The organism is Pseudoduganella ginsengisoli (assembly GCF_009720865.1).
Classification (GTDB): Bacteria; Pseudomonadota; Gammaproteobacteria; order Burkholderiales; family Burkholderiaceae_D; genus Rugamonas; species Rugamonas ginsengisoli.
Window position 1 is genome coordinate 124,492 of sequence record NZ_WNLA01000018.1, and the last position, 17,712, is coordinate 142,203.

A 17,712-nucleotide genomic window follows, 5' to 3' on the forward strand; every position below is an offset into this window, starting at 1 on the left:
AATATATATATGCAACGCGGTAAATTCATCACTTTCGAAGGCATAGACGGGGCCGGTAAATCCACGCATATCCAGTTCGTATCGGACTGCATCCGCGCGCGCGGCATCGACCTGGTCAGCTCGCGCGAACCGGGCGGCACGCCGCTGGGCGAAAAATTGCGCGAACTGGTGCTGCATGAAACCATGCACCTGGAGACGGAAGCGTTGCTGATGTTTGCCAGCCGCCGCGAACACGTGGCGCAAGTGATCGCACCAGCGCTGGAGCGTGGCGCGTGGGTGATATCCGACCGCTTTACGGACGCCAGCTTTGCGTACCAGGGCGGCGGCCGCGGGCTGGCGCTGTCCAAGCTGGAAGCGCTGGAACAGTGGGTGCACCCGGATTTGCAGCCGGATTTGACATTCCTGTTCGACGTGCCGCTGGACGTGGCCCGCGCGCGCCTCGACGCCACGCGCGACCTCGACAAGTTTGAAAAAGAACGTGCGGATTTCTTTAACGCCACGCGCAATGAATACCTGCGCCGCGCTGCGCAATTCCCGCAGCGCTTCCGCGTGATTGATTCGTCGCGCACGATTCCCGAAATTCAGGCCGAACTGCGAGCCATCATGGAAAGCCTGTGCGCATGAGCGCCGCCATTTTCCCGTGGCAGCAGGCGGCCTGGGACCAGCTGCAAGTGATGCGCGCCCGCATGCCGCACGCCATCCTGTTCCATGGGGCGGCCGGCATCGGCAAGGCGCAATTCATTGAATACTTTGCCAAGTCGCTGCTGTGCGAAAGCGCGGGACCTGGCGGCCACGCGTGCGGCGCATGCGTGTCGTGCGGCTGGTTCGAGCAGCAAAACCATCCGGACTACCGCCGCGTGCGGCCGGAAGCCATGGAAGATGAACCGTCGGGCGACGGCGAAGAGGGCAGTGAAGAAGGCAAGAAAACCGCCAAGAGCAAAACCCCGTCCAAAGACATCAAGATCGAGCAAATCCGTGCGCTGTCGGATTTCATGAATATCTCCACGCACCGCCAGGGCTTGCGGGTCGTGGTGCTGTATCCGGCGGAAAACCTGAATATGCCGGCGTCAAATGCCTTGCTGAAGACGCTGGAAGAACCGCCGCCAGGCACGGTGTTCCTTGTCTCATCAAACAGCCTGGATCGCTTGCTGCCGACGATTTTGTCCCGCTGCCGCAAATTTGCGCTGCCGCTGCCGGCTTTCGATGAAGCGCTGGCCTGGCTGAAAGAACAGGGCGTACCCGATGCGGAGAGCTGGCTGCGCGAACAGGGCGGTGCGCCGCTGGCTGCGCAGGCGCAGGCGGAAAATGGTTCCCGCGAAGAAATGGATGTATTTTTACAACTATTGGCGAACCCTGGTGTCGAAGCGGCGCTGCGCTGTGCCGATAAGTTGCAAAAAGTCCCGCTGGCGTCACTTGTTTCATGGCAGCAGCGCTGGCTTTACGACATGTTTTCCTACAAACTGTCGGGAACCATCCGCTACTATCCGCGTTACCGCAAAGAATTAGCAGCGTTGGCCGACAAGGTGCACGTCAGTAAATTGATGGCCGCCATCAAGGGCGCCAATGAACGGCGCGCCACGGCGGACCACCCGCTGTCGCCGAAATTGTTCATTGAAGATATGTTGCTGGAGTACACCAAATCCTTATGAGCGCCCATCCTTCCGATCCAAACGCAGCGCCGATAGCCCGGCCTACCGTGCTGTCGCTGGCCATCAAGGAAAAAGCCGCGCTCTATGCCGCCTATATGCCGTTCCTGAAAAACGGCGGCATGTTTGTTCCCACGCAAAAGCCCTATAAAATCGGCGACGAGATTTATTTGATCCTCGCGCTGATGGATGACCCCAATAAATACCCGATTGCCGGCAAAGTCGTGTGGATCACGCCGGCCGGCGCCAATAACAACAAGGCGCAAGGGATCGGCGTACACTTTCCCGACGATGAAACCGGGCAGCGCACGCGTTTGCGCATTGAAGAAATCCTGGGCGCGGCGCTGCGTTCGTCGCGCGCCACACATACTCTCTGACCATGGGTGCCGGGCCTTCAGGCCGGGCTTCCACAAATTAAACATGACATTCCGCCACCGTCCCGCTACCCTGAACGATTTACCCACCATCGTCGCGATTTACAACAGCACGGTCGCCTCGCGCGAAGTCACGGCCGATACGGAGCCCGTGACCGTTGCATCGCGCCTGGCCTGGTTCCATGAGCACACGCCGGAACGCCGGCCATTGTGGGTGATTGAGCGGGCGGACGATACGGCGGCGTCGCCGGAGATTGTCGGCTGGATATCGTACTCGAATTTCTATGGCCGCCCCGCATACGCCGGCACTGCCGAAGTATCGATCTACATTGCCGAAAGCTGGCGCGGCAAAGGTGTTGGGCGCTATGCGCTGGCGGAAGCCATCGCATTTGCGCCAAATATCAAGGTACACACCTTGCTCGGCTTCATTTTTGGCCATAACCAGCCCAGCCTGGGCTTGTTCAGCAAGTTCGGCTTTGAAACGTGGGCGAATTTGCCCCGCGTGGCCAACCTGGATGGCGTTGAGCGCGACTTGATTATTCTCGGCAAGCGCGTAGCGTAAATGCCACAAACAAATGTCCGCTCATGCGGACATTTGATGTGAAATTACAACGCTTTCATTCTTTATTTACCGTCAATTGCTTGATGGTGGCGGATTTTCCATACGTCACCGTCACCAGCATTGCCGTCGGGCACAGCGCCCGGTACAGGTAAGTCCGCTCCTCGCCGTTCACTGTGCGCCGCAGCAATTCCAATGGCACAGCGGATGGACATGCCCGCAGCAAAGGGGCTGTTTCCGCCTGCGGATCGCCTGCAATACGGCTTAGCGCCGCTGCCACCTCTGCTGTGACGGCCGGTTCCACATCTTCAATGGCTTTCATGGACCGCTGGTCCGAACCCGCCTGGCCGGACCACGCACAGCCTGACACCAGCAGGCCGGACAATAACAGCGTCGACATCATGCGCATGGCGTCTCTCCCGAAAAAAATCTTCATCATAACGCTGCTGCCTTTTCGTGCAAATGTCTCATTTTGAACAGAACGTCCCGCTTTGTCTAAAAAGGCCCAGATTCCCACTTCTGAAAAAACGCTCCCTATACTCGGTTCCGATCCCAAGAGGATTCATCCAAAAAAACGAAAACCACCGATAGACAGGAGAGATTGCAGCATGCGTCAATTTTCACGTTCCGCTTCTCGTAGCATCCTTGCTTCCCTGATCACCGTAGCGTTTGCCGGCGCCGCCCATGCAGGCGTACAGTCGGTCGACAACCTGCACGTGTTCACCAACACCGCAGCCAAATCGGCTGACGATGTTCTGCGCAACAACGCCGACCGCTTTGGCCTGCCTGCATCGCTGAACAACCTGACCCTGGTTAAAGTGCAGGACTCGCTGACCGGCACCCACTACCACTACCAGCAAATGCTGCGCGGCATCCCGGTCGATCGCGCCGTGATCATTGTTTCCATTGGCAAAAATGGCCAGCTGCAAAAGATCTTCAATGAAACCCGTCACGTTTCCGATAAGGTCGATGCGGACGCGGTGAACCAGCTGTACAACAAGGCGCAGATTTCGGAAGACCAGGCGCTGGACAAAGGCTGGAACAACATGAAAGTGCAGCATGCACTGGTGAACGCGCCATCGACCGAGCTGGTCTGGGTGCCGACCAAAGACGGCGTGCAACTGGCCCGCAAAGTGCAGATCCAGGCGCAAATGCCAACCGGTGGTTTCGTGCAATACCTGAATGCGCATGACGGTTCCGTGATTGATTCGTACTCGCTGTCGATGCCACGCAAGGGCGAACGCTCGCTGGCCGACCGCGCGAAAGTCAACGGCCCGACCCTGGACCGCAAATCGGCAACCCAGGCTGTCAGCAGCAACCAGACCCTGCGCGCTGCCGCGCCGGCCGCAACCCTGGCGCCATCGGGCATCAACGGTTCCGGCTACGCGTTTGATCCAGATCCACGCACGGCATTGAACACCGATGCATTGACCGACACGTCCGCTGCTTCCGCCTTCGACGCTGCGTACTCGACCAAGACGCTGCGCGACCTGACCGTGACCAGCGGCGTGTATTCGCTGACCGGTCCGTATGTCAACATCAAGAACATTGAAGCGCCAAACACGGCGCCATCGACCACCACCAATGGTGTGTGGACGGCAAAGCGTGGCAACAATGGGTTTGACGACACCAACGTGTACTTCCACCTGGACCAGAGCCAGCGCTACATCCAGTCGCTGGGCTTCACCGGTACCAAATCCATCCTGAACCGCTCGATGGACGTGGACAGCGACGGCGTGAACGGCGATGACAACTCGCACTTCAGCGGCACTGGCGCGACCGGCTACCTGGCCTTCGGCCACGGCTGCGTGAACGACAGCGAAGACGCCGACGTGATCCTGCACGAATACGGCCATGGCATCCAGGCCAGCATCAACTCCAGCTGGAGCGGCGGCGACACCGGCGCGATGGGCGAAGGCTTCGGCGACTACTGGGCTGCTTCGTACTCGTACAGCACCCCGAACGGCAAGATCTACCACCCTGAGTGGGCGTTCAGCTGGGACGGCCACGGCGCATGCTGGGCTGGCCGTATGCTGAACCGCTACGACGCCAAGTACAACAGCTCGAAATCGTACGCCGCCCACACGTCGGTGACGGAAAACGGCGTAACGTTCCAGTCCGATGAACTGTGGTCGGCTCCGCTGTACCGCTCGATGGTGGCCCTGATTGCTGCCGGCAAAGCCCGCTCCGACATCGACAAGATCATCCTGGAAGCGCACTTCGGCCTGGGCAGCAACGTCAAGATGCCAGCGATGGCAACGGCCATCGTGAACGCCGCGAAGAACCTGTTCCCATCGGACCTGACGTTCGCCAACACGTTCCAGTCGAACTTCGAAGCGCAAAACATCCTGTCGGCCGTGGTGGTGGGCCCAACCATCAATGAAACCGAGAGCAACAACACGACGGCTACCGCCAACGTGATCTCGACCACCGGCACCACCGTGAACGGCACGATGAGCGCATCGACGGACGTGGACTACTTCAAAGTCACCATCCCGGCCGGCAAAACGCTGACCGTAAAGATGACGCCGAACTCGACGTCGGACTACGACCTGGAGCTGTACAACAGCGCCGGCACCAAGCTGTCGTCCAGCACCAATGGCACCGGCGCGGTTGACACCGTGACCCGCGCCAGCGCGGCGGGTGAAGTGGTGTACGCGAAAGTGATCTACTACTCGGGCGGCACCGGCGCCACCAGCGGCAAGTACACGCTGACGGCGACTTGGTAAGCGGTTAGTTTTAAGTAGAAAATGCCAGCATTCGTGCTGGCATTTTTTTTGCGGCCTGTAGGAAGCTGGAGGCGGCGGGCTATATGTGCAAACGGCGTTTTCGCGAAAGCATGCTATCTGGCAGGGGAGTGCACTAAATGCTGATATTTCGTACTAAAAGCATTTAGCCGCTTTGTGACGTAACGTGGCTGTCGGCGTGGCCCTTTTTCTGGATGCGCGCGCTGGTTGGGTTGGGACGCGCCCCCGCTGAGACTGCACGTTGGCGTTTCGCCTGCCGCTGAATGCGGGCGATTGCTCTCGGCGTAGCGTCGGAAGTCGCAGGTTATTTCGTTTCTATGACTTCGGAAATGTGCCGGTCTGTGGTATCTTTCTGGCAACAGCGAAGGTTGGCATTTCTGTGCTGGTTAATCCGGTGCATTGGTCCCGCTTCGCTCCTGGTTGCGTCATTCTTGGTCTCGGCGGCACTTGCTTGCTCGGCACCGGTTTGCGCTTGCCGTCGGTGCATCAGCGCCAACAGGGCATTCCAGACGACGCCTGCGGTGCGGCTGAATTTGGCTCGTTGGACTGCAAAACCTTACTCATGGAGACTTTTCAATGCTTGAGAGTGTCGATAGCCAAGTTGAGGCAGCAGAGGAACAACTTAGACTAGCCATGCTTGCTTCTGATGTCGAGTCACTTGATGCATTGATCTCACCATGCCTAGTCTTTACTACTCACTTCGGCTCGGTGATTTCCAAACAAGATGATCTGGAGATTCATCGTTCCGGTGCGCTGAAATTCCAAGCAATTGAGCTGTCGGAACGGAAGGTGCTTGCTCTCGGCCGCGTAGCCTATGTTGCTGTTCGTGCACGCTTGTCGGGCACTTGGGGCGGTTCGCCGTTTTGCGATGACGTCCGCTTCTCCCGTGTATGGCAACTATTTGAGAACAGAGATTGGAAAGTGGTTGCTGGTCAGGCCACCGTCGTGCAGGCTCAGTAGCAATTCAGCCCAACCCATCATTCCACCGGACCTGCGCGCGCTGGCTAACGCCACATTCCAGCCGACGCCTGCGGCTCCGTTGAAATCGTAGCGTTAGAACTCATGAGACTCCTCGGGATAACAGCGGCCTGTGCGTCCACTGTTATATCTCCCATTCCGGGCAATTGAATTCATCTGCAACCATTACTGCTACATTCTTGACGCATCGTAGCCAACCAGCGCAGATTGCCGCTCAGCCAAGTAAATAGGCGATGTGAACGGCCGGCATTCACGTTCCGAACAAGGAGGTATCACTTGAAAATCCAGATAGCACTACTTGAAGCGCTTGAATTACTTGAGCGTGGCGACTGGAAGTCCGCGCACGCGATCGTGCAGCAAGACGAAAGCGAGTTTGCCGCATGGTTGCACGGGATTGTGCACGTGCAGGAAGGTGATCTTGGCAATGCCCGCTATTGGTATGCCCGGGCAAGGCGCGCCTTCTCAGCGGATGCAAACACAGAGATCACCGCCGCGCGCAGCGTCGCTAACGGGAACGTGGCCTGACACAGCTATCACGCCCGCCGCAACCATTAAGGCATCAAACCATGGAACCAGCCGATATCGCCATCCCCATCCTCCCAAGCCGCTCGCTGGAAAACACGCTTTCGTTCTATCGGCGACTGGGATTCGACGGCTGCACTGCCGGTCCCGGCTATGCCATCGTCACACGCGGCAGCCTGGAAATTCACTTCTTCCTGCACACGGAAATCCAGCCAGTAGCGTCATTCGCCGGCTGCTATTTGCGGGTGGCGGACGTCGACACGCTCTATTTTGCTTTTTCCGAAGCAAAACTGCCGCCGCACGGCATCCCGCGCATGGACAGGGTGGAAGACAAACCCTGGGGCATGCGCGAGTTTGCCGTTATCGACGACGATGGCAATCTGCTTCGCATCGGGCAGCTGCTTAAGCCGGACGCGGCTTGAACACGGCAGCGTTAGCGGCCAGCGAAAATCGGAATCAAAATGGCTGCCACGATGCCGATGACGGCGCCGCCGAGCATTAAAATCAGCGCCCACATCGTCCACTTGCGCTGCACGCGATTGAAGTGCTCCACGCTATCCCATTGCTTGTTGCGCCAGGCCAGCTCACGGCCTTTCACGCCCAGGTAAATCGCCGCGATAAAGCCGATGTACGGCACCAGTGCCAGCAAGCCGACCCAGGTGCGGTTGCCAATGGCCCAAATCCAGTTCAGCAGGAAGGCGCCCCAGCTCCAGCCGGCGACGCCGGGTGGGATTTCTGCGCCAGGCCCGGTGCCGGACGTGTTTTTGCCCTCAAAGTTGTCAAGACTGGCGCCAGGTGCGAGATATGGATTTTCCACGCTATTCTCCTATGTAGGTCTGTTTCGACAGAAACGTTGCATGAATTGTATCGTGCAATCGCACCTGAAAAGTCGCCAATTCTCACTTTGTGGCGCCGCCGATGCGTGCATAGGGTTGCGTGGAGCGCTCCAATGCCAGGCCCAACCGTTCGACCATTTCACTGGCAGGGGTCCCCGCGCGAAAACCGTTGACGGCAAATGTATTGCGCAACGTACGGCCGCCGCTGCGCGGCACGGCGATTCCGGCCCGTTCAAACGTAGCCTTGACCTGGCGGTAGACGGTGGCCTTGTCCAAGGTTTCGCCGCGCACGTTGGCGGGAAACAGCAGGGGACCTGGAATTTTCATGGCTTGCCGCTCATCGAGCCAGCGAAATACTTCAGCCGCAGCAAAGGCGGGCAGCAGCGTTTCATGCTTATAACTGGTGTCATGCTTGTCGGCCGGCGTGAGCTTGATGCGGTGCGCGCCATCGAGTTCCGGCGTCGGCTCGATTTCCTCGACATGCAAGCCTATGACTTCGGCGACTTTCAAGCCACCAAACATCATGACCAGCTGCATTGCACGGTCGCGCCGCCGTTTCCAGCCATTCCAGGCGCCGCCGCGGCGCACTTCCGGCGCCACGTCGGGCAGGGCGGCAACAAAGCTTTCCGCCTGGGCCGCGGTTAGCACCACCATCGCAGCGTCTTCCGTCAGGCTGCGCGTCTGTTCTTCGCGGATCAGCGCCAGCTGCGCCGGGTTGGGAGAGATGTCGAGGTAGATGTAGCAGCGTTCCAGCAAACGAATGTAGCGCCGTGCGATGGCGCTGTTTAATTCCCGTTTGCCGTGTTCACCCGCTGAAATGAACGCGTGGATATCGGCCGGGGTCAGCGCAGAGAAGCGGCGGCCGTGGTCCGCCATCCAGCGTGCAAACTTGCCGAACATCGTGACGTACACATGCACGGAGTCCGGCGACAGAGGCCGGGGCGGGCTGGCAATGCCGGCGCGGCGGCTGATCTGGGCAAATTCATGAGTTCGGACGAACTGGCCAAATTGTTGCACAGGCTGGCTGTCCCACAGGGCAAGAACTGGATTCATGGCGGCTCCCGGCAATGAACGTGCAGGCTATTGTAAAACAGATTGCAATTAACCGCCGCGCACAAATGGGTTGTCGAATACGACTTGTAGAGTAAATATGCAATTAACAAACATAATTTAAGGCGATACAGCACAGTCTCCGCGCCGCTGGCTGCGATCACCTGCCGCACCACGCCAGCCAGCTTCCAATGTAAATAGCGGCAGGGGATGCTGCAGGTTCGGCCACAGGAACGAATCGGGTACAATCGCGCCATGTTTATCGATTCCCACTGCCATATCAATTTTCCCGAGCTGGCCTCTCGGATGCCGGAACTGCTTGCCAAAATGGCGCAGAACAATGTCACGCACGCGTTGTGCGTGTCGGTGGATTTGCCGGACTTCCCGCAAGTGCTGGCGCTGGCCGAACAGCATCCGCATATTTACGCTTCTGTCGGCGTGCATCCGGACTACGAAGACACGCCGGAACCCACCGTCGAGCAACTGGTCGAACTGGCGGACAATCCGCGCATTATCGCCATTGGCGAAACCGGCCTGGATTATTACCGCCTGGAAGGCGACCTGGAGTGGCAGCGCGAACGGTTCCGCACCCACATCAAAGCCTCGAGAATCACGCGCAAGCCCTTGATTATTCACACCCGCTCAGCCAGCGCCGACACCATCCGCATCATGCTGGAAGAAGGCGCCGGCACGGATCAAGGCGGGGTGGCAGGCGTCATGCACTGCTTCACCGAGTCGCTGGAAGTGGCAAAAGCCGCGATGGAAATGGGCTTTTATATTTCGTTCTCCGGCATCGTCACCTTCAAGAGCGCGAAGGAATTGCAGGCTGTCGCGCTGGAAGTGCCGCTGGACCGCATGCTGATTGAAACCGACTCGCCTTACCTGGCGCCCGTACCGCACCGGGGCAAAATGAACGAGCCGGGTTTCGTGTGCCACGTGGCGGAATTTATTGCGAAACTCAAAGGCGTGCCGCTGGAAGACGTGGCAAAGCAAACGTCCGATAACTTCTTCAAGCTGTTCCACACTGCCCGCTAAAAGGACGTCCCATGAAGCGCCGCCTGCTGCTGTCTGCGATGACGTTGCTGCCACTGGCCGGGCCAGTGCTGGCGCAAGAGTCGGACGACCAGGTGGCGTTTTTCCGTGCGGCGCAAATGGACAACGACCGCACGGTGCGAGAAGTGCTGGCGCGGGGATTGAATCCCAATGTGCATGAGCCGGAGCGGGGTGAGACGGGTTTGATAGTGGCCATGCGCTACGACGCCAACAAGGTGCTCAACGAGTTGCTGAAGCATCCTCGCGTTAACCTTGAAGAATCCTCCACCAACGACACGACGGCATTGATGATGGCAGCCTTCAAGCAAAACAAGGCGGCCGTCAATGCGCTGATTGCCAAAGGCGCGCAAGTGAACCGCAAAGGCTGGACGCCGCTGCATTTTGCCGCCACGGCGGGCGATGTGGAAATCATGGCGATCTTGCTGGAACATTACGCGTACATCGACTCGCCGTCGCCCACCGGCTTTACGCCGCTGATGCTGGCGGCCCGCGAAGGCAAGGAAGAGGCCGTGCAATTGCTGTTGCGCGAAGGGGCCGATGCTTCCATCAAAGACAGCGCATTTAAAATCGACGCGGCCGAATTTGCGCGCCGCGCCGACAAGCCGTGGATCGCCAAGGCCATCGAATCCCATCAGGCCGCGACGGCCGCGATGAGCGGCAAATAACGTCAGTTGCCGCCGCCAAATCGCTGAATTGACGCGCTTTTCCCTGTCAGCTTGCAGCATGCTTCCGTAGCCATGGAATGCACAATGGCAACATTGCGCTGAAAAGGGAAATCCATGCTGAACGAACGCGAAATCGAGAGCTGCTACCTGGGGCAGTTCATCCCTGTCCACTACCATCACAACATGCTGATGGACCAGAACCGTATGCACAGCTTCAAGGCCGCCATCGACTATGCAGTCAAGCCGGGCATGAAAGTGCTGGAACTGGGCGGCGGGACAGGCGTCATGTCTTGCTTTGCCGCAGCCAAGGCGGACAAGGTGTACTGTGTCGAATTCAACCCGGACATGGTCAAGGAAGCGCGCAAATTCATGGCCATCAATCCGAATGGCGACAAAGTCGAAGTCATCCATGCGGATGCATTTGAATATTTGCCGCCAGAGCCGGTTGACGTCGTCATTTGCGAAATGATCCACGTTGGCATGCTGCGTGAAAAGCAGGTGGAAGTCATTGAATCATTCAAGCGCCGCTATCAGGCCCGCTTTGGCGGACCGCTGCCGGTATTCCTGCCTGAAGCTGCCATCATGGCAGCGCAGCCGATATCACAGGAATATGATTTCGAAGGGTTTTATGCGCCCATCGTGCAATTCCAGGAAACCCAGGCGATTTACCCGGGCACCGTGGAAATGGCACAGCCTGCCGTGTATGCGGTGGTGGATTTCACGCAGCCGAATGACACGCTGTACAGCTGGGAGGGCAAGTTCGTTGCCACCCGCAGCGGCTGTGTCAATGCCATGCGGTTTGTGACGAAGAATATCCTGGCCGTGGTCAGCGAGCGCAACTCGACGATCGACTGGCTGAACCACTACATGAACTTGCCGCTGGACCGTCCGATCCAGGTCGAAGAGGGCGATGTGATGCAGGTGAGCTTCCAGTACCGGGCCGGCGGATCGCTGCCGTCGCTGCAGGCGACATTGGAGTGCCGCTTGCTGTACGAGGCAGCGCTGCAGCCGGCCCATCATCTTCCAGCGTTTGCCTAAGCTGGACGGGCTGTCACACCGTAGGGCGGCATTGACCATGCCGCCCTGCTTGCCGGAAGGTGATTTCAAACGCAGCCGGATCGCACGCGCTGCGGCAAGCCTGTGGCTTACCGCCCTACGGAGTTAAGCCAGCAGCCGCTGGCGCGCCGCCTGATATTCCGCCTTCAGCCGCGCCGCCACTTCCGCCACCGACGGCGCATCATGCACCAAGCCCACGCCTTGTCCCGCACCCCAGATATCGCGCCACGCTTTGGCTTTGCTGCCGCCGCCGGAACCAAAATCCATCTTGGTCTTGTCCGCCACCGGCAGATTTTCCGGATCCAGGCCCGCCGCCAGGATCGACTTTTTCAGGTAATTGCCATGCACGCCTGTAAACAGGTTGGTGTACACGACATCGGCTGCCGATGATTCAATGATCGCCTGGCGGTAAGCGTCATCCACGTTGGCTTCTTCCGTGGCCAGCCAGCGCGAACCGATATACGCGAAGTCCGCCCCCATGGCCTGCGCAGCCAGCACGGCGTCGCCGGTTGCAATGGCGCCCGACAGCGCTACCGGTCCGTTAAAGAAGCGCCGCACTTCGCCCACCAGTGCGAATGGCGACAGCGTCCCGGCATGGCCGCCCGCGCCGCTGGCCACGAGAATCAAGCCATCCACACCGGCTTCCAGCGCTTTCTGGGCATGGCGGATATTGATGACGTCATGCAGCACGATGCCGCCATAGCTGTGGATCGCATCGAGCATGTCCGGCGGTGGTGCGCGCAGCGATGAAATCACGATCGGCACCTTGTGCTTGACGCACACGTCTACGTCGTGTTCGAGCCGGGTATTTGAATGGTGGACGATCTGGTTGACGGCAATCGGACCAACAATGGCGTCTGGGTTGGCGGCCTTGAATTCAGCCAGTTCGGTCTGTAAATCCGTCAGCCACGTATCCAGCAATTCCGCCGGACGGGCGTTCAACGCCGGGAAAGAACCCACGATGCCGGCCTTGCACTGGGCCGCCACCAGCTTCGGGCCGCTGGCGATAAACATGGGCGAGGCAATGACCGGCATCGCTAAATGCCGCAATACTTCCGGGATGTGATGCATGCGTATCTCCACGAACGGTTGTGCTTTTTATTGTTGATCTTATCAGAACGCAGGACGGCGGCGCGCCGTTCACCCCTCGAATTGCGCAATTTATCGCGTTTGGCGGCATTTGATCGCATCGGCGTTGTTTGACGCACATCAGAAAACTACAGTGTCAGCATTGAAGTCGCATTCTTGACCTGGAGTGTCCTATGTTGAGCTTTGTGTTGTGGCTGGTGTTGCTGTTCCTGTGCTGGCCATTGGCGCTGCTTGCGCTGGTGCTGTATCCGCTGGTGTGGCTGATCCTGCTGCCATTCCGCCTGGTCGGGATCGGCGTCGAAGCGGTGTTCGAGTTATTGCGCGCCATCGTGCTGTTGCCGGCGCGGGTCTTGCGGGGCACGCCGGGCCGCTGAAATCTCCGGCATTTCCCCACACTGAATGGGGTTGAAAACGGCTGGGCGCTGCCAAACATCCGTTCTCCGTAACTGATAGAATCGACGACACTTCATACGCTGTGTCGTGATTTTCGCCAAGGAGATCGTGATGACCCGCAAAACCCCCATCGAGCGTTACCGCAATATCGGCATCAGCGCGCATATCGATGCCGGCAAAACCACCACTACGGAACGGATCCTGTTCTATACCGGTGTCAATCACAAGATCGGCGAAGTACACAACGGCGCCGCTACGATGGACTGGATGGAGCAGGAGCAGGAGCGTGGCATCACGATCACGTCTGCCGCCACCACCGCATTCTGGAAAGGCATGGCGGGCAATTTTCCTGAGCACCGCATCAACATCATCGACACGCCGGGCCACGTTGACTTCACGATTGAAGTTGAACGCTCGATGCGCGTGCTCGATGGCGCCGTCATGGTATATGACTCGGTGGGCGGCGTGCAGCCGCAATCGGAAACCGTGTGGCGCCAGGCCAATAAATACCACGTGCCGCGGATCGCGTTCATCAACAAGATGGACCGCGTCGGCGCGGACTTTTTCCGTGTCCAGCAGCAAATCAAAGACCGCCTGAAAGGCACGGCGGTGCCGATCCAGATCCCGACCGGCGCGGAAGAAGACTTCCACGGCGTGGTGGACCTGGTGAAAATGCGCGCCATTAACTGGGACGACGCCAGCCTCGGCGTGAAATTTACGTATGAAGACATTCCTGCGCACCTGGTGGAACTGGCGCAGAAATGGCGCGACCACATGGTGGAAGCGGCAGCCGAAGGTTCGCCGGAATTGCTGGAAAAATACTTGAATGGCGACGCCTTGACGGAAGAAGAAATCAAGGCGGGACTGCGGGCGCGTACCATCCGCAATGAAATCGTGCCCATGCTGGCCGGCAGCGCCTTCAAGAACCGGGGCGTGCAAGCGATGCTCGATGCCGTCATTGAATATTTGCCGTCGCCCGCCGACGTGCCGGCGATTGCAGGGCATGACGAAGACGACAATCCCATCGAGCGCCATCCGACCGACACGGATCCGTTTTCCGCGCTGGCTTTTAAAATTATGACGGACCCGTTTGTCGGCCAGCTGGCGTTTTTCCGCGTGTATTCCGGCGTCGTCAATTCCGGCGATACCGTGTATAACCCGACCAAACGCCAGAAAGAAAGGCTGGGCCGCATCCTGCAAATGCATGCGAATGAGCGCAAGGAAATCAAGGAAGTGTATGCGGGCGATATCGCGGCGGCAGTCGGACTGAAGGCCGTGACGACGGGCGACACGCTGTCGGCGCCGGACAATGTCATTGTGCTGGAAAAAATGATATTCCCGGAACCCGTGATTTCCCAGGCAGTCGAGCCGAAAACCAAGGCCGACCAGGAAAAAATGGGCATTGCCTTAAACCGGCTGGCGCAGGAAGACCCATCGTTCCGCGTGCATACCGATGAAGAATCCGGCCAGACCATCATGTCCGGCATGGGGGAATTGCACCTTGAAATCCTGGTGGACCGGATGAAGCGGGAATTCGGCGTTGATGCCACGGTCGGCAAGCCGCAGGTGGCCTACCGCGAAACTGTGACGCGTTCCGCCGCCGATGTCGAAGGCAAGTTCGTTAAACAATCGGGCGGGCGGGGGCAATATGGCCACGCGGTGATTACGCTGGAGCCGTCCGGCGCCGGCAAAGGGTATGAATTCGTGGACGCCATCAAAGGCGGCACCATCCCCCGCGAATTCATTCCTGCTGTCGACAAGGGTATCCAGGAAACGCTGCAGTCAGGCGTGCTGGCCGGCTATCCGGTGGTGGATGTGAAAGTCACGCTGACGTTCGGTTCCTACCACGACGTGGACTCGAATGAAAACGCCTACCGCATGGCAGGCTCGATGGCGTTCAAGGATGCGATGCGCAAGGCGGGACCGGTCTTGCTGGAACCTATGATGGACGTGGAAGTCGAAACGCCGGAAGAATTCATGGGCAACGTCATGGGCGACTTGACGCAGCGCCGCGGCATGGTGCAAGGCATGGATGAAATTCCCGGCGGTGGCGGCAAGTTGATCCGCGCGCTGGTGCCGCTGGCGGAAATGTTTGGCTATTCCACCACGTTGCGTTCGCTGACGCAGGGCAGGGCAACGTACACAATGGAGTTCAAGCATTATGCGGAAGTGCCGAAGCACATCTTTGACCAGATTGCCGTTGGCCGCGGCAAGGGGCATTGACAGGCTGTACGCGGGACGGGGCGCCGGCCCATCCCGCGTATCAGCTTTGTGTAGCACAACCTACAGCGCGGATTTCTATCCAACTGTCACACTGTTGCACACATTGGCATTTAATTGCGCTGTCACAATAAAGTTCTTTCGCGCACTTTTTTCTTTGCTATATTTCATCAAGAAGACTGCCGCGCCGCCGCGAAGTCCCCCCTCTCCAAGCTCCTGATAAATACGGAATTTCCCGGTGACTCGTGCCACCGGTAGCCCCTGCTTTGACTGCTGCAGAACCAACGGAGGTTGCCATGATGCGTTTCCTGAACCAGTTACTCCTTTGGCGCAAGTTCGCCATCCTTGGTGCGATGGGATTCATTCTCGTCAGTGTCCCCAGTTTCCTGTACATACGCGATTCCTACCAAACGCTGGAAGCGGCGCGCACGGAAACGCTGGGCACCGTACCCGCCAAGGCCATGTTGCGGACACTGCAATTGACACAGCAAAGCCGGGGCTTGTCGGCGCTGGTGTTGGGTGGCAAGAAAGAAAAAAACACGGAGCTGAAAACCAAGCAGATGGAGGTGGAGCGCTCCTATGTGAACGTGCAGCGCATGCTGGCGGAACGGGTCAAGGATCCGGCCATCGTCGCCGCCTGGAGCGAGGCGCAAACGCAGTGGAAAACGCTGGCCGCCGACGTGGCGAACGCCCGCATCAATGGCAAAGCCAGTACCGAAGCGCACTCGGCGCTCATCACGAAAGTCATGCAAGTGCTGGACATGGTGTGCGACCACTTCCAGCTGACCCTGGATCCGGATGTCGACAGTTATTACCTGATTTTTGGCGCCATGTACCATTTGCCCGCACTGACAGAAGATTTGGGCCGGTTGCGCGCGCGCGGCGCCAACATGCTGACGCAAGCCAAAGTCACGGTGGAAGAAAGGCAAGCGCTGATTTCGCTGCTGGAGCGGGCCGCCGAACACCATGCCGCCATGAGTACGGCCTTTACCAAAGCCGGCGCCGCCAATCCGGAATTACGCGACAAGCTGAGCCGCATTGTTGAAGACAGCCTGGGCGAAGCGCAACAAGCCATGCAGTCGGCCGATACCAATCTGATCAATGCCGACAAGATCACGTTTTCACCCACGGAATATGTGGCGCAATTTACCAAAGCCATCGATAACCAGTTCAAATTGCTGGACCTGGCGGCAGCGGAACTGGACCAGTTGCTGCAAGCCCGCGCCACCAAACTGACGCGCGCAGTCTATACGCTGCTGGGATCGGTGGCAGCCATTTCACTGCTGGCAGGCTGGCTGGGCTTCCTGATCACGATTTCCATCACGCGGCCGTTGCGTGAAACCGTCCGTATTTCCAATGCCATTGCCGTTGGCGACCTCAGCAACCGGATCGTGTGCGACCGTGTCGATGAAATCGGCCAGGTGCAGCAAGCCATCGGCAACATGGCCGATAAATTGCGCAGCAGCCTCGATGACGTGGGCCGCGTCATGGGCGCCATGGCGTCCGGCGACTTGAGCCAAAAGATTGACCATCCGTACGAAGGCGCGTTTGCCACGCTGAAAAACCATACGAATAACACGGTGGCCAAACTCAGTGCCGTCGTGGCCGACGTGAATGTGGCGGCGCAAGCCATTGCCGCCGCGTCGGGCCAGGTCAGCCAGACAGCCATGGCGCTGTCGCAAGCCGCGACAGAACAGGCGGCCAGCGTCGAAGAAACCAGCGCGTCGCTGGAACAAATGACGGCATCCATTGTGCAAAACACGGAAAACGCGAAGCTGACGGATGGCATGGCCAGCGGCGCGTCGTCGGAAGCTGCCGAGGGCGGCGCCGCGGTACAAGCGACTGTCAAGGCCATGAATGAAATTGCCAGCCAGGTCAGCATCATTGACGACATAGCCTACCAGACGAATTTGCTGGCGCTGAACGCGGCAATTGAAGCAGCGCGGGCCGGCGAACAGGGTAAAGGGTTCGCCGTGGTGGCCACGCAAGTGCGCAAGCTGGCGGAACGCAGCCAGGATGCGGCAAAGGAAATCGGCGTCGTGGCGCGCTCCAGCGTCGTCTTGGCGGAAAAAGCCGGCCAGTTGCTGGACCAGATGGTTCCCAAGAGCAAGAAGACGTCGGATCTCGTGCAAGAAATTGCCGCCGCGTCCGAGGAACAGTCGCTCGGCGTAGGCCAGATCAACAGTGCCGTCAGCCAGCTCAATGTCACGACGCAGCAAAATGCGGCCAGCTCGGAAGAATTGGCCGCCACATCGCAGGAAATGAATGCCCAGGCAGAAATCCTGCGCAAAGTCATGGGCTTCTTTAACGGCGGCGGTACGCCTGCCACGCCACCGGCCCAGCAGCCTGCCGCCAAGCCTGCCGCCGAAATGCACCCGATCAAACTGGTGCAATTGACGCGCCATACCGAAGAGTTGAGCGGCAGCTTGCAGGAGGCGAACTTTGTCGCGTATTGAAGGCGGTCCGCGCTGCCGCGCGCGCCCGCACATGGCAGCCGTCTCGCGCGCCGTTGCTGCGCACGCCT

General features: G+C 58.9%; 18 protein-coding genes. 14 read left to right on the forward strand and 4 right to left on the reverse strand.

Annotated elements, in window-relative coordinates; translation table 11 throughout:
* The first annotated feature begins 9 nt into the window (after positions 1 to 9).
* Genes tmk through GM668_RS22695 form a run of 4 tightly spaced genes read left to right on the forward strand, consistent with a single transcriptional unit; the run spans position 10 to position 2,582 of the window.
* Positions 10 to 624 carry a dTMP kinase gene (gene tmk, locus GM668_RS22680; RefSeq protein ID WP_155441235.1) on the forward strand — a complete coding sequence of 205 codons (615 nt, stop codon included), beginning with the start codon at positions 10 to 12 and terminating at the stop codon, positions 622 to 624.
* Entirely contained in the window at positions 621 to 1,649 is a 1,029-nt protein-coding gene (locus GM668_RS22685) for a DNA polymerase III subunit delta' (protein WP_155441236.1), read from the forward strand. The genes tmk and GM668_RS22685 overlap by 4 nt, the downstream gene beginning before the upstream one ends.
* Positions 1,646 to 2,023: a PilZ domain-containing protein gene (locus tag GM668_RS22690; protein WP_155441237.1), complete on the forward strand. Its 378-nt coding sequence runs from the start codon at positions 1,646 to 1,648 to the stop codon at positions 2,021 to 2,023. Before GM668_RS22685 ends, GM668_RS22690 begins: the two co-directional genes overlap by 4 nt.
* Positions 2,024 to 2,066: 43 nt before the next feature.
* Entirely contained in the window at positions 2,067 to 2,582 is a 516-nt protein-coding gene (locus GM668_RS22695) for a GNAT family N-acetyltransferase (RefSeq protein ID WP_155441238.1), read from the forward strand.
* 55 nt (positions 2,583 to 2,637) lie between these two features.
* Here the strand turns inward: GM668_RS22695 and GM668_RS22700 are convergent, their stop codons facing one another.
* Positions 2,638 to 2,988 (reverse strand): hypothetical protein, encoded by a 351-nt coding sequence (locus tag GM668_RS22700; RefSeq protein ID WP_155441239.1) that lies wholly within the window; start codon positions 2,986 to 2,988, stop codon positions 2,638 to 2,640.
* A gap of 199 nt (positions 2,989 to 3,187) precedes the next feature.
* Here GM668_RS22700 and GM668_RS22705 point away from each other — a divergent pair, with 199 nt between their 5' ends.
* The 4 genes from GM668_RS22705 to GM668_RS22720 all read left to right on the forward strand — a co-directional run bounded on the left by GM668_RS22705 (position 3,188) and on the right by GM668_RS22720 (position 7,248).
* Positions 3,188 to 5,308 (forward strand): hypothetical protein, encoded by a 2,121-nt coding sequence (locus GM668_RS22705; RefSeq protein WP_155441240.1) that lies wholly within the window; start codon positions 3,188 to 3,190, stop codon positions 5,306 to 5,308.
* 594 nt (positions 5,309 to 5,902) lie between these two features.
* Positions 5,903 to 6,286 (forward strand): nuclear transport factor 2 family protein, encoded by a 384-nt coding sequence (locus GM668_RS22710; protein ID WP_155441241.1) that lies wholly within the window; start codon positions 5,903 to 5,905, stop codon positions 6,284 to 6,286.
* 294 nt (positions 6,287 to 6,580) lie between these two features.
* Positions 6,581 to 6,829, forward strand: a complete 249-nt coding sequence (locus tag GM668_RS22715; RefSeq protein ID WP_170305766.1) for a hypothetical protein — start codon at positions 6,581 to 6,583, stop codon at positions 6,827 to 6,829.
* Between the two features lie 41 nt (positions 6,830 to 6,870).
* A complete protein-coding gene (locus tag GM668_RS22720; RefSeq protein WP_155441242.1) occupies positions 6,871 to 7,248 on the forward strand; it encodes a bleomycin resistance protein in 378 nt (125 codons plus the stop codon).
* 11 nt (positions 7,249 to 7,259) lie between these two features.
* On the opposite strand, the gene GM668_RS22725 is transcribed toward GM668_RS22720, so the two are convergent.
* Entirely contained in the window at positions 7,260 to 7,643 is a 384-nt protein-coding gene (locus GM668_RS22725; protein ID WP_170305774.1) for a hypothetical protein, read from the reverse strand.
* A gap of 82 nt (positions 7,644 to 7,725) precedes the next feature.
* Positions 7,726 to 8,715 (reverse strand): tyrosine-type recombinase/integrase, encoded by a 990-nt coding sequence (locus GM668_RS22730; RefSeq protein ID WP_155441243.1) that lies wholly within the window; start codon positions 8,713 to 8,715, stop codon positions 7,726 to 7,728.
* A gap of 252 nt (positions 8,716 to 8,967) precedes the next feature.
* On the opposite strand from GM668_RS22730, the gene GM668_RS22735 reads away from it, so the two are divergent.
* The 3 genes from GM668_RS22735 (at position 8,968) to GM668_RS22745 (ending at position 11,468) form a co-directional block, all read left to right on the forward strand.
* Positions 8,968 to 9,747 carry a TatD family hydrolase gene (locus GM668_RS22735; protein WP_155441244.1) on the forward strand — a complete coding sequence of 260 codons (780 nt, stop codon included), beginning with the start codon at positions 8,968 to 8,970 and terminating at the stop codon, positions 9,745 to 9,747.
* Positions 9,748 to 9,758: 11 nt separating this feature from the next.
* On the forward strand, positions 9,759 to 10,430 hold the full coding sequence (locus tag GM668_RS22740; RefSeq protein WP_155441245.1) for an ankyrin repeat domain-containing protein: 672 nt from the start codon (positions 9,759 to 9,761) through the stop codon (positions 10,428 to 10,430).
* A 114-nt stretch (positions 10,431 to 10,544) separates the two neighbouring features.
* A complete protein-coding gene (locus tag GM668_RS22745) occupies positions 10,545 to 11,468 on the forward strand; it encodes a class I SAM-dependent methyltransferase (protein WP_155441246.1) in 924 nt (307 codons plus the stop codon).
* 123 nt (positions 11,469 to 11,591) lie between these two features.
* Here the strand turns inward: GM668_RS22745 and GM668_RS22750 are convergent, their stop codons facing one another.
* A complete protein-coding gene (locus GM668_RS22750; RefSeq protein ID WP_155441247.1) occupies positions 11,592 to 12,557 on the reverse strand; it encodes an NAD(P)H-dependent flavin oxidoreductase in 966 nt (321 codons plus the stop codon).
* Positions 12,558 to 12,748: 191 nt separating this feature from the next.
* Here GM668_RS22750 and GM668_RS22755 point away from each other — a divergent pair, with 191 nt between their 5' ends.
* The 3 genes from GM668_RS22755 to GM668_RS22765 all read left to right on the forward strand — a co-directional run bounded on the left by GM668_RS22755 (position 12,749) and on the right by GM668_RS22765 (position 17,644).
* On the forward strand, positions 12,749 to 12,949 hold the full coding sequence (locus tag GM668_RS22755) for a hypothetical protein (protein ID WP_155441248.1): 201 nt from the start codon (positions 12,749 to 12,751) through the stop codon (positions 12,947 to 12,949).
* A 130-nt stretch (positions 12,950 to 13,079) separates the two neighbouring features.
* On the forward strand, positions 13,080 to 15,191 hold the full coding sequence (gene fusA / locus GM668_RS22760) for an elongation factor G (protein ID WP_155441249.1): 2,112 nt from the start codon (positions 13,080 to 13,082) through the stop codon (positions 15,189 to 15,191).
* Between the two features lie 293 nt (positions 15,192 to 15,484).
* Positions 15,485 to 17,644, forward strand: coding sequence for a methyl-accepting chemotaxis protein (locus GM668_RS22765; protein WP_229499740.1), 2,160 nt, complete (start codon positions 15,485 to 15,487; stop codon positions 17,642 to 17,644).
* The last annotated feature ends 68 nt before the right edge of the window (positions 17,645 to 17,712 follow it).

Excerpts from the sequence above, each read along its gene's own strand:
- tmk (WP_155441235.1), top strand. The coding sequence starts at position 10 with ATGCAACGCGGTAAATTCATCACTTTCGAAGGCATAGACGGGGCCGGT.
- GM668_RS22685 (WP_155441236.1), top strand. The coding sequence starts at position 621 with ATGAGCGCCGCCATTTTCCCGTGGCAGCAGGCGGCCTGGGACCAGCTG.
- GM668_RS22690 (WP_155441237.1), top strand. The coding sequence starts at position 1,646 with ATGAGCGCCCATCCTTCCGATCCAAACGCAGCGCCGATAGCCCGGCCT.
- GM668_RS22695 (WP_155441238.1), top strand. The coding sequence starts at position 2,067 with ATGACATTCCGCCACCGTCCCGCTACCCTGAACGATTTACCCACCATC.
- GM668_RS22700 (WP_155441239.1), bottom strand. The coding sequence starts at position 2,988 with ATGCGCATGATGTCGACGCTGTTATTGTCCGGCCTGCTGGTGTCAGGC.
- GM668_RS22705 (WP_155441240.1), top strand. The coding sequence starts at position 3,188 with ATGCGTCAATTTTCACGTTCCGCTTCTCGTAGCATCCTTGCTTCCCTG.
- GM668_RS22710 (WP_155441241.1), top strand. The coding sequence starts at position 5,903 with ATGCTTGAGAGTGTCGATAGCCAAGTTGAGGCAGCAGAGGAACAACTT.
- GM668_RS22720 (WP_155441242.1), top strand. The coding sequence starts at position 6,871 with ATGGAACCAGCCGATATCGCCATCCCCATCCTCCCAAGCCGCTCGCTG.
- GM668_RS22730 (WP_155441243.1), bottom strand. The coding sequence starts at position 8,715 with ATGAATCCAGTTCTTGCCCTGTGGGACAGCCAGCCTGTGCAACAATTT.
- GM668_RS22735 (WP_155441244.1), top strand. The coding sequence starts at position 8,968 with ATGTTTATCGATTCCCACTGCCATATCAATTTTCCCGAGCTGGCCTCT.
- GM668_RS22740 (WP_155441245.1), top strand. The coding sequence starts at position 9,759 with ATGAAGCGCCGCCTGCTGCTGTCTGCGATGACGTTGCTGCCACTGGCC.
- GM668_RS22745 (WP_155441246.1), top strand. The coding sequence starts at position 10,545 with ATGCTGAACGAACGCGAAATCGAGAGCTGCTACCTGGGGCAGTTCATC.
- GM668_RS22750 (WP_155441247.1), bottom strand. The coding sequence starts at position 12,557 with ATGCATCACATCCCGGAAGTATTGCGGCATTTAGCGATGCCGGTCATT.
- GM668_RS22755 (WP_155441248.1), top strand. The coding sequence starts at position 12,749 with ATGTTGAGCTTTGTGTTGTGGCTGGTGTTGCTGTTCCTGTGCTGGCCA.
- fusA (WP_155441249.1), top strand. The coding sequence starts at position 13,080 with ATGACCCGCAAAACCCCCATCGAGCGTTACCGCAATATCGGCATCAGC.
- GM668_RS22765 (WP_229499740.1), top strand. The coding sequence starts at position 15,485 with ATGATGCGTTTCCTGAACCAGTTACTCCTTTGGCGCAAGTTCGCCATC.